The organism is Aquimarina sp. MMG016 (assembly GCF_018100805.1).
GTDB lineage: Bacteria > Bacteroidota > Bacteroidia > Flavobacteriales > Flavobacteriaceae > Aquimarina.
In genome coordinates, this window is sequence record NZ_JAGJEA010000009.1 from 171,233 (window position 1) to 191,412 (window position 20,180).

A 20,180-nucleotide genomic window follows, 5' to 3' on the forward strand; every position below is an offset into this window, starting at 1 on the left:
AGATATTAAGAAAACTATTACTAAACAAGTCTTTGAATAAATTGCTCTAATTCTTTCCCTTCGGGAACATTCATTTTTTTTCGAATACGACGACGCATGGATTTTACCGAGTCTACAGAAACATCACGAACGGTCATAATTTCTTTGATGGATAGATTTAATCGTAACAAGGCACATACTTCTCTTTCGCCTTTTGTCAATTCGGGATATAAATTTTGCAGCTTTTCTGTAAAGTCCTTATTGACCTGATCAATTTTTTCTTGTAGACCTGATAGTTTTTGTTCGGTAGTAATTTGCCTTTTTAATTGTGAAATAAGAGATTGTAGGGATTTCGAAATTTGTTCGGGTTCGGCATCAACTACGTCATTCTTTATCTTATCTAATAATTCTTCTTTAAAAGAAAGGCGCATGGTGTTATCAGCAATCAGCTTTTTAATATCTTCTTCTTTGGCATTGATCTTTTGTTGCAATACTTGTTTTTCATTTTCGTGTTCTAATCGAGTCATCTTACTACGATGCTGGTGATTTCGTTTTAGTAACCAACCTACTACAACTGCTGCTCCTAAAGTCACAAATAGTAAAATTAGATATAACCATTTTTTGGAAGCTTCAGCATCGGCTTGCAATTCTACCTCTCGTTTTTGCTGTGCAAATTGTAAACTATCGGCCTGTTTTTCTTTCTGAAATTGATAGTTCAATTCCAAAGCCTGAATTTTTTTTTCATTTTCTAGATTAAAAATCTCATCTGATGTTCTGTTAAATTTACGGTAGTTTTCATAAGCGTTTTCAAAATCACGCATTTTAGAATTGGCATAACTTTTTCTGAGATATGCTTTCGAGACTCTTTCTTTAAAACCCTCTTCTATAGCCACCTGAAGCGAAGAATCTGCATAGCTTAAACATTTATCCCAGTCCTTCAATCGTTTGTAGTCTTGAGAAAGATTGAAATATTCTACACATATAGAAAGCCGTTTTCCTATTTCTTTATAATATGCCAGGTTTGCTTTTTTTAAACCAATCGATTTATCATATTTTCCTTGTACTCCATATACTACAGCAAGATTACCATATACTCCGTGTAAGTCTTCTTTACTATTAATCGAGGTAAAAAAATCCTTAGCCTTTTGATAACAGATCAGCGCTGAATCCAGTTGTTTATTTTGACGATATGAAACTCCCAGCATATTATACCCAGCTCCTAATCCGTGCGTATCCTTTACTTTCTCCTTTAAAACAATTGCTTTTTTATAATTCTCTATAGCCTTTCGATGCTCTTTTTGATATCTGTACACTAGCGCCATATTATGGTATACATCACCAATTTTTGAGTCATTTTTTTGTGCTTCATAATATTGCAAGGCTTTGATGTAATATTCTATTGCCTTTGGATAATTTGCTTCTCTACGATTTACAACGCCCATTTGCACATAAATGGCTGCACGAAATTTTTCATAATATCCTTCTGATTTATCCTGGATCAGTGCTAATGCATCTGTAAAACTACCTTCTGCTTTATTAAAATCCCGTTTTAATTGATACTCTCCTAACTCCAGCAAAGCTTTAACTTTTGCAGTATCAATTACAGTTTTCTTTACCTCTTCATGTAAATGGATTAAGGTAGTGTCTAGTTCTTGCGAAAAAACAGTTAGACAGGAAAAAAAGGCGAATAGGGGTACGTAGTTTTTCATTATATACAAACTTACTAATTAATGATCAAAAGATGTTTGAAATCTAATCTCTCAGAAATTATAGCATATCTAATTACAAATACTTCATTTTTAGCTAATTTAGTACTATGAAGAATACCATTGCAGAACGTATTTTTGATTTCCTAAAAGACTTCCCTCCTTTTGATGTATTAACTGCCGAGCAATTGATTATTATTGCTAGAAATGTAAAGGTGATCTATCTACCTAAAGACAAGTTTGTTTTTAAAATAGAAGAAGAAATCCATGATCATTTTTATGTAGTTAAGGACGGTGCAATAGGTATATTTAGAAAAGAAGATCAGGTTTTAGTTGATGAATGTGATGAAGGAGATATTTTTGGGTTACGAGCAATGATTCGAAAGGGAAACTATATACTTAGTGCCAAAGCTATTGAGGAAAGTATAGTATACAGTATCTCTTCCTTATTACTAGAAGAAATTATCCAAACCAATACCGAAGCGAATAAGTTCCTCATTGCTAGTTTTGCTACTAATACCAGAAACCCTTATGCCAATGACAATAAAGGCACTTTATTCGCTAATGTAAAAAGCTTACAGAAAAATGAATCCAGTCTTACTGAAGTTCAATCTGCGCAATATTCAAAAAATCCCATAACCTGTCAACTAAAAACTTCTATCCAACAGGCTGCGCTGATAATGAGCACTAAACACGTAGGGTCTATAGTGATTACAGAAAACCAAAAACCTATTGGTATTATTACTGATAAAGATCTACGACTCCATATTGCGACTGGTAGATTTTCTATTGATGATCCGGTGGAAAGTATTATGTCCTCTCCTGTAATTACCTATCCTGAAAATATTTCTGTGGCCGAAGCTCAAATTGCTATGCTTCAGCATAAAATCACTCATTTATGTATTACCAAAGATGGTACCGCAAACTCTGTGCTTACAGGTATTTTATCAGAACACGATATCGTAGCTATAAGAGGTAATAATCCTTCGGCATTAATCAAAGAAGTAAAACGAGCCAAAACTGCTGAAACATTACAACATATAAGAAAAAAAGTCCAACAATTATTACAAGGATATGTAGAACAACATATCCCGATCTCCTATATTTCCAAAGTTATCTCTGCAATTAATGAAGCTATAACCCAGAGAGCTATACTTCTTTCTTTAGAAGAAATGAATACGCCACCACCTGTTAAATTCAGTTGGTTGGCTTTAGGCAGCCAAGGCCGGAAAGAACAATTATTGATCACAGATCAGGACAATGCATTAGTTTTTGAAAATCCGCCTAAAGAACAATTTGATGTTACCAAAGCTTATTTTTTATCCTTGTCAGAAAAAGTAACTCAAAAACTAAATACTATAGGGTTTGAATTTTGTCCAGCAGATATGATGGCAAGTAACCCCAGGTGGTGTCTTTCGCTAGATGAATGGAAAAATCAATTTCATAGCTGGATCACAAAACCGGATAAAGATAAAATTCTGTTGTCTATGATCTTTTTTGATTATGAAATGATATACGGTGACAAAAATTTAGTGGATGAAATGTCTGAAAGCATTTTTGGATCTATAGGATCTTATAAAATCTTTCTCAATTTCATGGGATTAAATGCTCTTAAAAACCCTCCTCCTCTTAGTTTTTTTAGACAATTTCTGGTAGAACATAGCGGTGAACATAAGGATCAGTTTGATATCAAAGCCCGAGCAATTATGCCACTGGTAGATGCTGCCCGTTTATTAATCTTATCCAATAACCTAAAAGGATTCAATAGTACTATCGCACGCTATAAAAAATTAGCAGAAGTAGAACCTCAAAATAAAGACTTGTATGAATCGTGTATTAATGCATTTAGGGTTTTACTTCGGTTTAGAACACAACAAGGGTTAAAAAATAATACTTCAGGAAGGTTTATAGACCTTAAATCGTTAAGCAAAGCTGACCGTTTAAAACTAAAAGGGTGTTTTAAACCTATAAAAGATATACAAGAACTTATCAAGGTACGATTTAGTTTATCACATATGTTATGATGTTAAATTGGCTAAAACATAAAGAGTATCCTGATTTCTGGAATCAGTACACTAAATATTTTAAGGATAGAAAAAATAATTACTTGCATACTAATCGTTTTGTAGTATTTGATACAGAAACCACAGGATTTGATTTTAAAAAAGATAGAGTTTTATCTATAGGTGCTATATCTGTGGTTGGTAATACAATGGATGTAGCTGATAGCTTTGAGGTATATCTAAGACAAGAGAAATTTGATTCCAGTACGGTAGAAATACATGGAATACTAAAAGAAGGTCGTATCCATAAGATATCTGAAAAAGATGCTATTATACAGTTTCTATACTATATTAAAGATGCTACATTGGTGGCGCATCATGCTAATTTTGACATTAACATGATTAATACATGCCTTATTCGATTAGGACTACCAAAACTAAAAAACAAAGTTATAGATACAGGAATATTATTTAAGAATACCAGATTATGTAGTGATAAAACAAAGCATTACACTCTGGATGAATTATGCGATTTTTTTAATATCAAAATGCACGACCGACATACTGCTTCTGGAGATGCCTATATTACCGGGATAATTTTTTTAAAGATTATCGATTTCTTAACTAAAGCACAAAACATCACACTACGCGATTTATTCTACAATCAAAAGCGAAGAGGATTGTTATAATAATCTTGTATACGCCTAATTTTGAAACCGATAAGGCTTGACATACTGGATAAGGATTTTTTCTTCATTTTATTATAAAACCATTCGATTAGAATTCTTTAGATAACTTACCGTTGATATGAAACTCACATCAATTAGTATCCATAATCAAAAAACCATCCGCCGTAGACGGATGGTTTACTTTTGCAAGATTGATATAGCTACGACCCCTTACCTTCGTAGAATCCTTTTGCAAAAAGAAAGTTTACAATTTCATTTACTCTTTTGTTAATCTAATTGTTTGATGTACTGCTCCTTGAGTCATTCTCACAAAGTATACTCCTACCGGTAGATCTTGTACAGATATAAACTGATTGTTTGTTGTTTTAATGATTTTTAACACTCGTCCATTCATATCATAAATTGATACCTCAGCATTATCTATCAGACCAGAAATCTGAAATTGATCCTTAGTTGGGTTTGGATAAATAACAAAGCTTTGTTTACTATTTTCATCAACACTTAATACATCGTTAACTGTAATTGTAAATGTTGCTGTAGTTACATTGGTGTTCGCATCTTCTACAGAAAGCGTAATGATATATTCTCCTACACCCAATAAAGTTCCTGGAGCCGGGTTTTGGCTTATAGTAGTTGTTCTTCTAGTATCACAATTATCAGTTGCTACCACACCCGTTGTAAAATCTTCTAAGGTGTACATATCATTATTAGTAAATCCTACTTCAATATCCTCAGGTAAAGTGGATACATCAAACACCGGATCTATGGAATCTTCAACCGTAACTATTGCCATACAAGAATCACTGTTTCCATTGTTATCTATTGCTGTTAATACAATTGCATTATCTCCAATATTAGTACAATCAAAATCTGTAATATCTATAGCTAGCGATGCTATACCCGAAAGATCAGTAGAGCCGTTATCTACCATTGCCGATGTAATACGTACATTACCCGTTTCGTCCAATTGTACAGTTATGTTTTGGCAAACTACTGTTGGATCGATGGTATCTATTACATTAACCGTTCTTGTGGTCTCTACTGCATTGTTTCCTGAAGTATCAATAGCATTATAATAAATCGTATAGCTACCCACGGCATCCATAAATTCTGAATCATCAATTACTAATTGTGATCCATCATCAACCATTGCCCCTAATTCTGAATAGCCATCTCCTAATTCTATAACTTGTGGATTATCTCCAGTTAATGTAATAACTGGTATCGTCGTATCCACAACATTTACTGTTCTGGTTATTTCTACTGCATTATTTCCTGATGCATCGGTTGCATTATAATAAATGGTATAATTTCCTACTGCATCCATAAATTCTGAATCATTAATTACTAATTGTGATCCGTCATCTACTGTAGCTCCTAATTCTGAATAGTCATCTCCAAGCTCTATAACTTGCGGATTATCTCCGATTAAAGTAATTACTGGTGCTGTAGTATCTACCACCTCAACAGTTCTTATCACTTGGGCTGCAGAACTACCAGATATGGAATTAACTGCATCATAGGTAACGGTATACGTTCCCACTTGATTTATATTAATATCAGTAGCATCAATTGTCAGCGTAGCACCATAGGTTACCTCTGCTCCTAACTCCTCATAAGTTGTACCTTTTTCAATAATTTGCGGATTATCTCCTAACAGCGTAATTATAGGAGCTATACAACCAAGTCCTCCATCGTTAATTGTCCAATTATAAGATGTACTAGTTAAGGTATTTACAGCATCTACACTTAAACAGTGTGCTACATCGGCATCCAACGTTAAATTTAAGGGAATTTGGGTTTCTCCTGCTTCTAGGGTTGCCCAACCGATTAACGTTTTATCATAATTCTCCTGAGACATCCCAGAACCAATAAAAAAGTTATCTAAGGATTCTACATTGCTAATATCCCAAGCTGATAAATTCTGATTAAATGATGTTGCTCCGTTAAACATATCATAGGCTTCATAGACATTACTAAAATCCCAATTGCTTAAATCCTGATTAAAAGAGGTAGCTCCTGCAAAAAAATCATTGATATAATCTACAACTCCTAATGTCCAATTCCCTATAGGTTGATTAAATGAGGTAGCATCTTTAAACATGCTTTCCATATCTTCAACAGTAGACATATTCCAGTTAGAAATATTCTGATTAAAAGCTGACGCTCCATTGAACGTACTAAAACTAGATGTTAACTGCGTAAATGTCCATGCGTTAATATCTTCGTTAAAGACGGCACAATTTCTAAACATTGATGATATCCTTGTAACTGTCGATACATCCCAATCCCCTATTCTATCTTGCAAATCTTCAAGGTTGGTACAATCCCTAAACATACTAGACATATTTGTTGTTTGCGACAAATCTGGCACATCGGTTGCATTCAACTTTAGATTAGTGCATTTGTCAAAAGCACTATACATCGAAGTCCATTGTTGTGTCCCCCATTGTTCTATGGTTAATAACTTACCCTTATCTTCATTACTTAATCTTCCAAACCAAATACGTGGAAAATCACCTGATATTTTTATTGTATAAACTCCTGCAGTGGCATATTCATGAGTAGCATTACCCGTAAAACCGCTTTCTATAGTTCCATCTCCCCAATCTACATTATAATTATAGCCTGATCCAACAACAGGAATAGTTATTTCTTCATTAGCTAGATTTACTTGCCATGTGGTAATAAACGTATCTCCCGGGCAGGAATTTCCTAAATCGTTGATTGTCCAATCATAAGGTGTACTTGTTAAGGTATTTACAGCATCTACACTTAAACAGTGCGCTACAGTAGCATCCAACGTTAGATTAGCAGGAATTTGCGTTTCTCCAGCTTCTAAGGTTGCCCAACCGATTAAGGTGTTATCATAGTTTTCCTGAGACATCCCAGCACCTATAAATATATCATCCATTACAGTCACACTCGAAATATCCCAACTGGATAGATCTTGGTCAAAGGAAGATGCTCCAGCAAATAACTCTTCTATTTCTTGAACCTGACTAAAATCCCAATTACTTAAATCCTGGTTAAACGCCGTAGCTCCGAAAAACATAGCGTACATGTATTCTACAGTTCCTAAGGTCCAATTACCAATAGGTTGATCAAATGAGGTAGCATTAAGAAACATATACGCCATATCAGTCACTGTAGTCATATTCCAATTAGAAATATCCTGATTAAATGCGAAAGCTTCTTCAAAAGCAGAATCTGCTCTTTTAAGATTCATAAATACCCAACCACTAATATCCTCATTAAAAATAGGGCATTCAAAGAATATACCTTGAATAGATTCTATTGTAGACATATCCCAGGAACCAATAGTATCTTTAAGATCTTCAAAATTCGTACAACTTTCGAACATATCAGATAACTCGATAACTTGTGATAAGTCTGGAATGTCGTCAGCATTTAACTTTAGGTTCTCACAACCACTAAAGGCTTCATCAAAGCTAGACCATTCTATACTTCCCCATTGTTCTATGGTTAGGATCTTTTCTTTGTCCCCAGAGTTGTCAAAATAAATTCTAGGGAAATCACCATTAATTTTTATGGTATAGATTCCTGCAGTTGCATACTCATGAGTTGCGTCTCCGGTAAATCCAGCCTCTACAGTTCCATCTCCCCAATCCACAGTATAATTATATCCTGAATCTCTGGTAGGTATGCTAATGGATTCATTAGCAGTAGTGGTTTGCCAGGTAGTAATAAAGCTATCTCTACAATCTATCCCTGCATCGTTAATTGTCCAATTGTAAGGTGCACTGGTTAATGTATTTCTAGGGGTTTCACTTAAACAATAATTACTACTGGCATCTAATCGTTTATTTGTCGGAATTCGAGTTTCTCCAGCTTCCAAAGTTGCCCAACCAATCAAAGTAGCATCATAATTCTCAGTTGACATCCCTGAGTTTGATAATAACCTTCTAAAACTACCAAAATTGCTTATATCCCAAGCTCCTAAATTTTGATCAAATGTTAATGCTCCATTAAACATGTTGTCTAAAAGTCCTGGTGAAAACCAATTCCATTGATCTAATGGTTGGTTAAACGAAGTGGCATTTTGAAACATAGAAGCACAATTTCTTACCTTACTTACATCCCAATTATTGATATTTTCATTAAATGCTGAATTCCTAAAGGCTGACGCCATGAACTCAATAGTTCCTACTTCCCAATTGCCTATGGCACCACCATTATCTACAAATGAAGTTGTATTTTGAAAGATAAAGTTTATGGTTGTTGCAAGACTTAAATCCGGAGTATCAGTAGCATTTAACACCAAATTTGTACATCCTCTAAAAGCTGATTCCATAGACTCCCATCGTTGCACGCCCCATTGTTCTATAGATAATATTTTATCCTTATCCCCTGAGTTATTAAAGTAAATTCTTGGGAAAATTCCTGTAATTTTCACGGTATACGTTCCTGTTGTGGCATACTCATGTGTAACATTTGCTGTAAGTCCCCTCTCGACAGCACCATCTCCCCAATCTACTGCATAGTTATACCCATTACCCGTAGTAGGTATGGTTATAGATTCATTAGCCGTAGTGGTTTGCCAGGTAGTGATAAAGGCATCTGTAAAATCACATCCAAAACCACCATCATTTATCGTCCAGTTATAGGGTGCATTAGTCAATATATTTCTGGCATCTTCTCCTACACAATACGTAACATCTGCATCTACATCTAATCGTAAATTAACAGGAATTAGTGTTTCTCCAGCATCCAAACGTGCCCAACCTATCAATATAGCATCATAATTTGCAGAGGATAATCCCGAATTTGTAAACATATCTCGCATCCCAGAGTCATTGCCACTAATATCCCAATCTGATAAATTTTGATTAAAACTACTAGCGTCTTTAAACATATTATCAAAACTATAAACAGTGCTTACATTCCATAAATTTAATGGCTGATTGAATGCTACGGCATTTTCAAACATACTGGCAAACGTATAGCTTTTTGATGTATTAAACCCCCAATTGTTCAAAGGCTGATTAAATTGTATAGCACCCATGAACATTTCATCAAATTCTTCGACATTTGATATGTTCCACTCTCCTATGGGTTGATTAAAAACCTGTGCATTAAAAAACATACTTACCAGGCTTCTTGCTGACTGTAGGTTCCATTCTCCTATATTCTGATTAAAAGCTTCCGTATTACTAAACATATACGTAAATGTTTCACCACTACTCACATTCCATAAAGAAAGATCTTCATTAAAAAGCGTCGTATTCGCAAAAGCAGAATCAAAACTTTCAACTGTACTTACATTCCAGGTACCTATTTTATCTTTTGTATCTTCAAAAAAGGTAGCCCTATTAAAGATATCTTTAAAATCAGTCACATTGCTTAAATCTGGTATATCATCTGCTGTTAACTTTAGGTTTATACAACCTTCAAAAGCAGAATTAAAAGATCCCCAAACGATACTTCCCCATTGATCTACAGAGCGTAAATTTTCTCGATTATTCACATTTATGGCAAATCTTGGAAATGCTCCTATGAGTTTTACCGTATACGTTCCTGTAACTCCATAATTATGCTCTGCATTACTACTGCTGGTAACTTTTTCGACAGTACCATCCCCCCAATCAATCATAAAATCATATCCACTACCTGGTGTAGTTATTTCTAAAGATTCACTTGTGTTATCAATATCCCAGCTAGTGATAAAGGCATTCGAGAAATCGCAGTTAAAACCTCCATCTGTAATATTCCAGTTATAAGGCGAAGATGCTAGTGTATCCCTGGCATTTACACCAAAACAATACGAAGCATCCGCATTTAAAATTACACCTGTGGGAATAGCTGTTTCTCCTGCTTCTAAAGTTGCCCAGCCTATCAACGTTTTGTCATAATTTTCTTGAGACATTGCCGAACCTGTAAAGAAATCATTTAAACGAAAATCGAAATCACTAATATCCCAGCTTGATAAATCTTGATTAAAGTCAGTAGTATTTTTAAACATATCTGAAACTGAAATATCATTGATCGCATTAGAAAAATCCCAATTACTCAAATCCTGATTAAAAGCAGATGCCCCATTAAACATAGCATCCATATAGCGTATGTCACCAAGTGTCCAATTACCTATTGGTTGATTAAACGAAGTGGCGCCCTCAAACATACCATCCATATCTGTAACGGTACTCATATTCCAATTTGAAATATTTTGATTAAAATCTGTAGCTCCACGAAAAGCCTTTTGTGCTAGTCTAAGCACACTAAAAGTCCATCCGCCAATAGCTTCGTCAAATAGCACACAATCATCAAACATAGTAGATATAGATTCTATTGTACTCACATCCCAATTCCCAATATTGTCTTTCAAATCTTCCATATTGGTACAATCCCTAAACATGTTTCTCAATAGTGTCACCTTTGATAGATCTGGAACATCATCGGCATTGAGCTTTATATTAGTGCATCCATAAAAAGCACTTTCCATTGAGTCCCATTGTTGTGTTCCCCATTGTTCTACGGTAAGAATTTTGTCTTTATCTCCTGTATTATTAAAATGTATCCTTGGAAAATCTCCTGTTATTTTGATTGTATACATCCCTGCATTTGCATATGTATGGGTAGTATTTCCTGAGATTCCTACTTCTACAGTCCCATCTCCCCAATTCACTAAATAATTATATCCTGCACCTGTTGTTGGAATTGTAATACTTTCATTCGGGGTAGTCGTTTCCCAAGTAGAAATAAATGCATCCGGTGAATCACAACCTAATCCATTGTCTGTAATGGTCCAATTCATTGTATTTACATCTGTCAAGGTATTTCTGGCATTTTCGGCTTCACAATAGGTAATCCCATCAGCATTCAATATAATATCTGAAGGTATTTGTGTTTCCCCAGCATCTAATCGTACCCATCCCATTAATGTTGCGTCATAATTAGTTGATGACATCCCTGAATTAACCAACATACCGGACATGTCTGTGATACTACTAATATTCCATGATGCTAATGGTCTGTTAAAACTATTAGCATTCCTGAACATATCTTTCATATTGATTACCGTACTAACATTCCAATTGTTTATAGGTTGGTTGAAAGATGCTGCGGAAGCAAACATTCCTCCCATACTCACAACTTCTGAGGTATTAATCACCCAGTTGGAAATATCCTGATTAAACTTTGCAGCTTCTCCAAACATATTCACAAAACCAATCACCTTACTTACATCCCAATTGTTTATAATACCATTGAATTCCTTTGCGTTAGAAAACATAAAGCCCATCTGTTCAATGTTACTCACATTCCAATTAGATAAATCGGTAGCATCAAAGACTTCACAATCAGAGAACATTCTGGTTAACCTTGTTACCTGGGATAAATCCGGTGCATCTGTAGCATTGTAGCGTAAGTTTTTACAACCAAGAAAAGCATCTTCCATACTTCGCCAAACAATCGTTCCCCATTGCTCAATAGATTGGATTTTATCTTTATCTCCAGTATTATTAAAGTAAATTCTTGGGAAATCACCCCTGATCTTCACTCTGTATATTCCTGCATTGGCATACTCATGAGTTGCATTTCCTGTAAATCCATTTTCAATGGTACCATCACCCCAATCTATATCATAGTTGTATCCACCACCTGTAGTTGGTATGGTAATATTCTCATTAGAAGCATTTGTTTGCCAAGTAGTCACAAAACTATTTGTAAAATCACATGCAGCATTGATACCTCCATCAGTAATTGTCCAATTATATGGATCACTAGTTATTGTATTGTGAGCATCGACTCCTAAGCAATACATACTGGAACCTGCGTTAAAAGTAATGTTTGAAGGAACATCATCCACTCCATCATTAGCATTCCCGCTTGAGTCTGTTGCCCAACCAATTAATGTAGCATCATAATTATTTTGTGAAAGTCCTGAAGTTACAAACATATCAGACATATTATTCACACGACTTATATCCCAACCATCCAGGTTTTGATCAAAATTAGGGCAGTTGGCAAGCATATCACGCATATTAGTCACATTCTGAGTATTCCAACCACTGATATCCTCATTAAACGGAGTATTTCTGAACAAGGATCCCATATCCTGCACATTGCTTACATCCCAGGTTCCTATAGCTCCTCCATTATCTACTAGACTTGAATTTAAAAAGAACATGCCTAGCATACTAGTAACATCACTTAAGTCTGGAGTATCAGTAGCATTAATGACTAGGTTAGTAGCACTATCAAAAGCACTTTCCATGCTCGTCCAGGTTTGTGTACCCCACTGTTCTATAGATTGTAGTTTAGCTGCATTGGTAAAATAACCTCCCAATCCGGGATTATAAAACCTTGGAAAATCTCCAATAATTTTTACTGTATATATTCCAGCTGTGGCATACTCATGTGTCGCATTTCCTGTTAATCCTGTTTCTATAGTACCATCGCCCCAATCAATATTATAATTATATCCTGTACCTGTGGTAGGGATCGTAATCGACTCATTGGCAGTAGTCGTTTGCCAGGTAGTGATAAAGAAATCTGCTGATGAGCATCCAGAAGCTAATCCTCCATCGGTAATTGTCCAGTTATAAGGTGGTGATGATAGTGTATTTCTGGCAGACTCTGCTAAACAATATTTGACGTTTCCTGTACCCAAATTAACGTTAAGAGTTATAGATTCTCCATTTTCTAAAGTAGCCCAACCAATAAGTGTAGCATCATAATTCCCTTCAGATATACCTGTACCATTTGTAAAAATATCAGTAAAATCTGATACATTACTAATATCCCAATTCCCTAATGATTGATCAAAAGACTTTGCATCTGCAAAAGTTTCTATTGCGGATTCTAGATTCGTAGTGATCCATTGATCCAAAGGATAATTAAAATCTTCACAAGCCTGAAACATATAATCAATACTCTTCACACCACTTACATTCCAAGTATTGATATTTTCATTCATATACGCATTACGAAACATACTATTCATAGAGCTAATGCTACTTACATCCCAATTTCCTATATTTCCACCATTATCAACACAAGAGCCATCTTCAAACATACTCTCCATAGAGGTTGTATCGCCTAGATCAGGAGCATCGGTCGCATTTATTTCAAGAGATCCACATCCCTTAAAGGCACTTTCCATAGAGGTCCATTTATTACTTCCCCATTGCTCGATCGTTTGAATTTTTCGGCTATCCGCATTTCCATTAAAACGCATATGATTAAAATTACCCAAAATCCTAATGGTATATGTACCAGCGTTTGCATAGGTATGATAAGCTCCTTCAGTTTCATTAGTGATGATACCATCGCCCCAGTCTACTGTAAAATCAAGTCCGGTGTCTACAATAGGAAGTGCTATTTCTTCATTATTGCTAGCAATGCTCCAAGTAGTGATAAAGAAATCTGTAGCTGCACATGTAGTTCCTCCATCGGTAATCGTCCAATTATAAGGAGTACTGGTTAAGGTATTTCTGGCCTCATTCCCTAAACAATAGGCGCTAGTACCAGCATTGAAATTGATTCCTGTGGGGATTTGAGTTTCTCCTGTTTCGAGTATTGCCCAACGTATCAGGGTTGTATCATAGTTGTCGGTAGATATGCCTGAACTTTTAAACATATCATTCATACTAGTAGCACTACTAATATCCCAAGAAGCTAAGCTTTGATCAAATGCCTCTGCAGCTTCGAACATACCAATAAACTCTCTGGTATTGCTTACGTTCCAGTTAGCTAAAGATTGGTTGAATTTTTTAGAACCAAAAAACATTCCATTCATACTGGTTACTTTACTCACATCCCAGCTCCCTATGGGTTGATTGAAATCCTGTGTGTCTTTAAACATGGAACTCATATTAATCGTACCCGTAACATTTTCACCAATATTCCAACCACTGATGTTTTGATTGAAAGCAGTATTGCTATCAAACATTCTGAAGAAGTTTGTTACATTACCTACATCCCATCCACTGATATCAAAATCAAAAATAGAATCGGCAAACATATTTGCCATATTGGTAATGGTACTGGTATCCCAAGAATTCATAGAAGCTTCATTATCTACAAAATTAGAAGTCCCCATAAACATTCGCTCTGTAGAAGTTACCAAGCTTAAATTCGGAGTATCACTTACATTAAGTTCTAAAGCTGAACAGCCATAAAATGCTCGTTCCATACTAGTCCATTGTTGGGCTCCCCACTGATTTATAGAAGTAATTTTGTCCTTATCTCCTGTATTATTAAAATAAATCCGAGGAAAATCCCTAAGAATTTTTATAGTATGACTTCCGGTACTAGTATAGACATGCGTTGCATTTCCTGTTAATCCAAACTCTACATTGCCATCTCCCCAATCGATATCATAATCATATCCTGATCCTATAGTTGGTATGGTAATACTTTGGTTAACAGCGGTAGTTATCCAGGTAGTGATAAAAAAGTCGGTGACTGGACAATCCAAACCTCCATCATTGATCCCCCAATTTTTATCAATATCCAGTGTATTACGAGCGGACTCCCCCAGACAATACGTAAGACCTCCGGCGCCCAAATTTAAATTATCAGGAGTCATAGAGTTAGATGCCCAACCATTCAGCGTAGCATCATAATTAGCGATACTTAGATTAGTGCCATTTAGCATATTGGTCAAAGTAGTAGCACTACTTAGGTCCCAATTTTCTAAAGATGCATCAAAAAGGTTTGCTCCCTGAAATGTGCTCGCAAAGTTTTCTATAGTACTCACATCCCAGTTTTGCATTTGTCCGCCATTATCCACAAGCTTTCGACAATCCTTAAACGCTTCAAACATATTCGTTACGTTTGATAGGTCAGGAATATCCGTGGCATTAATGACTACATTTCTGGCTCCTTCAAAAGCTCTGTCAAAAGAAGACCATTGTCCTGTACCCCATTGCTCTACAGAAAGCATTTTATCACCAATACTGGTAAAGTTATTAGTATACAATCTAGGGAAAGCACCCGATATCTTTACTGTGTAAATTCCTGGTGATGTATACGTATGTGATGAATTCCCTCCCTGATTTGTTGAAGTGGTACCGTCTCCCCATTCTATATCATAAAAAGATCCCCCTCCTGAGGTTCTTATGGTAATACTTTCATTAGCCGAAGTAGTTTGCCAGGTGGTAATAAACTTATCTGCTTCAGTACAAGCTAGTCCTCCGTCTGTAATAGTCCAATTATATGGATCTAATGTTAATAAACGACGACTATAAGCTTCTTTACAATATTTACTAGCCCCAACGTGTAAATTAATGTTTGTCGGAATTCTAGTTTCACCAGTATCTAAAGTAACCCAACCAATTAATGTGGCATCGTAATTTTCTGTAGAAATATCCGCATCAAAGAATAATTGCACCATATTGGTCATACTACTAATATCCCAATTTCCTAGACTTTGATCAAAGGCATCAGCACCGAGAAACATTTGCCCTATTTCTTGTACTAAACTCATATTCCAATCGCTTAGATCCTGATTGAATTTAGTAGCTCTCTTAAAAGCGGCATTTGCAAATTCGAGTTTATCAGTAACCCAATTGTTTAAAGGCTGATTAAAATTAAAGGCCTCTTCAAAAGTAGAATCCATGAAACGTACATTACTAACATTCCAATTATTGATATTCTCATCAAAACCCGAAAACTTGAACATCCCTGTCATGTTTTCTATGTTACCTACATTCCAATTGCCTATGTTATCTTTTAGATCTTCCAGATTGGTTGTGTTCTGGAACATAAATGACATATCGGTCACCAAACTTAAATCTGGAGTATCTGAGGCATTTATTTCAAGATTACTACAACCATCAAATGCATTTGCCATAGAGGTCCATCGATTGCTACCCCATTGTTGAATAGAAATAATTTTATCCTTGTCTCCTGAATTATTAAAATATATTCTAGGAAAATAAGATGTAAGAGGATTGGCGCTATTTTGAGATATTTCTACTCGATGTATCCCTGGATTGTTAAAAGTAATAATGTAATCTCCAGTAATATTAACATCAGCTCCTATGAAGAATCCACCTGATTCGACCCAGTCAACATCATAAGCATAGGTTTCTCCACTGAAGGTTGGGATCGTAAAGGTTTCATTATTCGCAGTTGTCTGGACTGTAAAGATAAACTCATTCTGAGCAAATGCAGCACTAAAAAAACTAACAATAAGTAAAAGTGTAATGTAAAAGTGTTTCATCTGTTGCTTTTATTTTTTTTTAATGCCAGATGTAATTTGCCAATAATCAGTATCGATTGCTATGAATCAATGTATAATGGCTCATTTCATAAGGGGCAATTTTGGGTAAAAAAGATTCAAATTTTCTTAAAATCGAGTGCAAAATTAAGATAACTTTAAGATTACCCAAGAAAAAAGGGGTTGCAAAGGGGTAGCAAACAGTTAAATAAAGGGAATATTCAAAATTATTAGATATCCGATTGCTTGATAAATTCAATAATATCCATGTTAGAATCTACTCCTATTTTTTTACGGATACGAGATCGTGAAGATTTGATCGCAGAAATTGTGGTACTTTGTAATTTACTAATCTCTGTAGCTGTGAGTTCTAAAGTCATTAAACTTAGTAATTCTTTTTCCTTGTCTTTTAATTGCGGAAAGTGTTTATCCAAAATCATTTTGAAATCCAGACTTACTTTGTTGAGATATGATTGTAAATCTGTGGTTGTTCTTCTTGTTGCTTTCTGTGAAAGTAAGGAAGCTGTAAGTGATTTCAATGCTTTGTTCCGCTCTTTTTCATCCTCTAATTTTACAATACCCTTAATTTCATTTATAGTTGCACTTAACACACTCTCTCTCAACGAGTTTTCAACCACAACTTTTTTAAGTTCATGCTCACGAGTTACCAATGCAAGTTCTGCTTTTACTTTATCCAGCTGCTCCTTTTGCAGCTTGGTATGAGATAACGCAAGTCGATGCTTTGCATTTTTACGGGTCAGCCAAAAAATAACGCTTCCCAAAATAATAGCTATGGCAAATAGGATAAGATATAATCGTTTTTTTGCAGCTTCGCTTTCGATTTGCAATTCATCTGCTTGCTTTTCTTTTTCAAATGTATAATTAAGCTCCAACGCTGTGATTCGTTTCACCTTTTCGGTATCATTAATCGAATCATTATACGCTTTGTAGATTTTATAATCCTCTAACGCTCGCTGATATTCTTTTCGCGTCTCATTAAGATTGCTTCTGCTATAGTATTGCTTAAGTAGCAATCCTTTATTTTTTAATTCTTTAGCTACCACAATGGCACTATCCAGATACGGCAATGCTTTGTTATACTCTTGTAACGCATTATATAATACTGCCACATTTAGGTAACTAGTACTTAATTCACTTTTATCACGTATACTTTTTGCAATCCCTACATTTTCTTTATAAATCGCAATGGACTTATCAAATTCTTTTTTGCTATAATAAATAGCAGCTAAACCACCATTGGCCTTAGCTATTCTAGATTTGGAACATGGCAACGCTTTCACTTTTAAGATATGAAAAAGAGAAGAATCATTTTGTTTATTAATATAGTATGTGGTAGCTAACATATGATGTGATAACGCAAGCTCTTCCACGTCCTCCAACCTTTCTTTAATTCTAATTGCCTTCTTAAAATATCGTTTTGACTTTGTATAATCCTTCTGACGCCTATAAAACATCCCCAGGTTATGCAAGGTTAAACCTATGCCTACCGAATCCTGAATGGTTTCACTTATATCAAGTGCATTTAAATAATTTGTCAAAGCGTTTTCTGCTTTGCCTTGTTTACTATCCAGTATACCCAAATAATTAAGGGCTTGTGCTTTGTTTTTTATATAATATTGTTTGGTACTCTCAACTTTTTCAAGTTGCTCCAAAACATCCTTAATGATAATTCTAGAAGTATCTATATCAAAACGACGCATCTGTTTTACCAATTCTATTTTAAGACCTATTCTGGCAGAATCGGTAGTTGCTTCCTCAATTCTATGTTTCAAAACAGTTGCAATACTATCATGAGATTGCGAATAAGAAATTAGCGATAGTAAAAAGACAATTATAGCAACAATATTTATTTTCAAAAGAAGATTAGGTTTTAATAGTTAAGAGATGCTTCTATGTTAACATTTCAAAAATACAAGATATTTCTTTACAACCCTAAGAAACCTTTTTAACCCATAAACGACCTAAATTCATCCAATAATTTCATAAAAAAAATCCCGATACGGAATGCGTATCGGGATGAAGGTTTCTTAAATATTTTTTACTAATTAATTACCATTCTTCGAGTAGCTACTTTTTTGTTATCGGTAAATAACGTATAAAAATAAGTTCCAGAAGCAAGTCCATCACTATTAATATGTAATTCTCCTTCTCCTACTTCTGTGATATCAACAGTAGAAATAACTTGCCCACTCGTATTACTAAATACTATAGAAGCCTTGCCAACATTTGTGGGGATATAATATTTTATAGAAGAAGTAGCATCAAATGGATTAGGAATATTTTGGTACAATACCGCTTTTTGATTTGTTCTTCCTTCTACATTACCTATCCCTAAGGTTTGTTCCAAATTACTCAACCTAGTTTCTAAATCCGTTAATAATGGTGATAGATCTACAGTAACTGAAGCACCATTTTGAATTTCTATGGTAAGATCAGTACCACTTAAACTAGCTGAAGTTAAATCTTGTCCATCTGTATTTACAAAGGCTGAAAAATCCACCGTATTTCCATTACTAATACTTAAGGTATTATCAGTTAAATTCAAAGTTTGGCTGTCAGTACCTGTTCCATCTTGTAGAGCAGATAAATCCACTGTATTACCATTGCTAATACTTAGGGTAGCATTCGATAAGTTTAATGTCTGGCTATCGGTTCCCGTTCCATCTTGTAGAGTAGATAAATCCACCGTATTCCCATTGCTAATACTTAAGGTAGCATTTGTTAAATTTAAAGTTTGATTATCAGTTCCGGTTCCATCTTGTAATGAGGATAGATCTATCGTATTTCCTCCGGAAATTGTCAGATCTGTATTATTTAAACTTAACTGCTGACTATCTGTATTGTCTAAATAGTTTGAAAGATCTACAGTAGATGCATTTCCTGAAATGCTTAATATATTGGTTGCTAATGACAATGCTTGTGCATCTGTATTATCCAAATATCCCGATAAATCTACATCAGTTCCATCATTCGTTAAACTCAATGTATTATTTGATAAGCTCAGATCCTGAGCATCTGTATTGTCCAAATAACCTGAAAGATCGATAGTAGATGCATTTCCTGAAATGCTTAATATATTGGTTGCTAATGACAATGCTTGTGCATCCGTATTATCCAAATATCCCGATAAATCTACATCAGTTCCATCATTCGTTAAACTCAATGTATTATTTGATAAGCTCAAATCCTGAGCATCCGTATTGTCTAAATAGCTTGAAAGATCTACAGTAGAAGCATTCCCTGAAATGCTTAATATATTGGTTGCTAATGATAATGCTTGTGCATCCGTATTATCCAAATATCCCGATAAATCCACATCAGTTCCATCATTCGTTAAACTCAACGTATTATTTGATAAAGTCAAATCCTGTGCATCGGTATTGTCTAAATAGCTCGAAAGATCAACGGTAAAAGCATTCCCTGAAATGCTTAATATATTGGTTGCTAATGATAATGCTTGTGCATCCGTATTATCCAAATATCCCGATAAATCTACATCAGTTCCATCATTCGTTAAACTCAACGTATTATTTGATAAGCTCAGATCCTGAGCATCTGTATTGTCTAAATAACCAGAAAGATCAATAGTAGATGC

At 35.0% G+C, this 20,180-nt stretch carries 6 protein-coding genes; 2 read left to right on the plus strand and 4 right to left on the minus strand.

The genetic code is table 11. The annotated features are described in order from the left end of the window. Positions 1–20: 20 nt before the first annotated feature. Positions 21–1,688 carry a tetratricopeptide repeat protein gene (locus tag J8M14_RS16770; RefSeq protein WP_211075966.1) on the minus strand — a complete coding sequence of 556 codons (1,668 nt, stop codon included), beginning with the start codon at positions 1,686–1,688 and terminating at the stop codon, positions 21–23. 107 nt (positions 1,689–1,795) lie between these two features. Between J8M14_RS16770 and J8M14_RS16775 the strand changes: the two genes are divergently transcribed. Together J8M14_RS16775 and J8M14_RS16780 are read left to right on the plus strand one after the other, a co-directional pair. Further along, a complete protein-coding gene (locus J8M14_RS16775) occupies positions 1,796–3,709 on the plus strand; it encodes a DUF294 nucleotidyltransferase-like domain-containing protein (protein WP_211075967.1) in 1,914 nt (637 codons plus the stop codon). After that, positions 3,706–4,377, plus strand: coding sequence for a 3'-5' exonuclease (locus J8M14_RS16780; RefSeq protein WP_348772854.1), 672 nt, complete (start codon positions 3,706–3,708; stop codon positions 4,375–4,377). The genes J8M14_RS16775 and J8M14_RS16780 overlap by 4 nt, the downstream gene beginning before the upstream one ends. A 256-nt stretch (positions 4,378–4,633) precedes the next feature. Here J8M14_RS16780 and J8M14_RS16785 read toward each other — a convergent pair whose 3' ends face one another. The 3 genes from J8M14_RS16785 to J8M14_RS16795 all read right to left on the minus strand — a co-directional run. Continuing rightward, entirely contained in the window at positions 4,634–16,567 is an 11,934-nt protein-coding gene (locus tag J8M14_RS16785) for a BspA family leucine-rich repeat surface protein (protein WP_211075968.1), read from the minus strand. Positions 16,568–16,794: 227 nt separating this feature from the next. After that, complete coding sequence (locus J8M14_RS16790; RefSeq protein ID WP_211075969.1) at positions 16,795–18,441, minus strand: tetratricopeptide repeat protein; 1,647 nt, start codon at positions 18,439–18,441, stop codon at positions 16,795–16,797. Between the two features lie 185 nt (positions 18,442–18,626). After that, positions 18,627–20,180 (minus strand): T9SS type A sorting domain-containing protein (locus J8M14_RS16795; protein WP_211075970.1); only part of this gene is annotated, 1,554 nt, incomplete at its 5' end.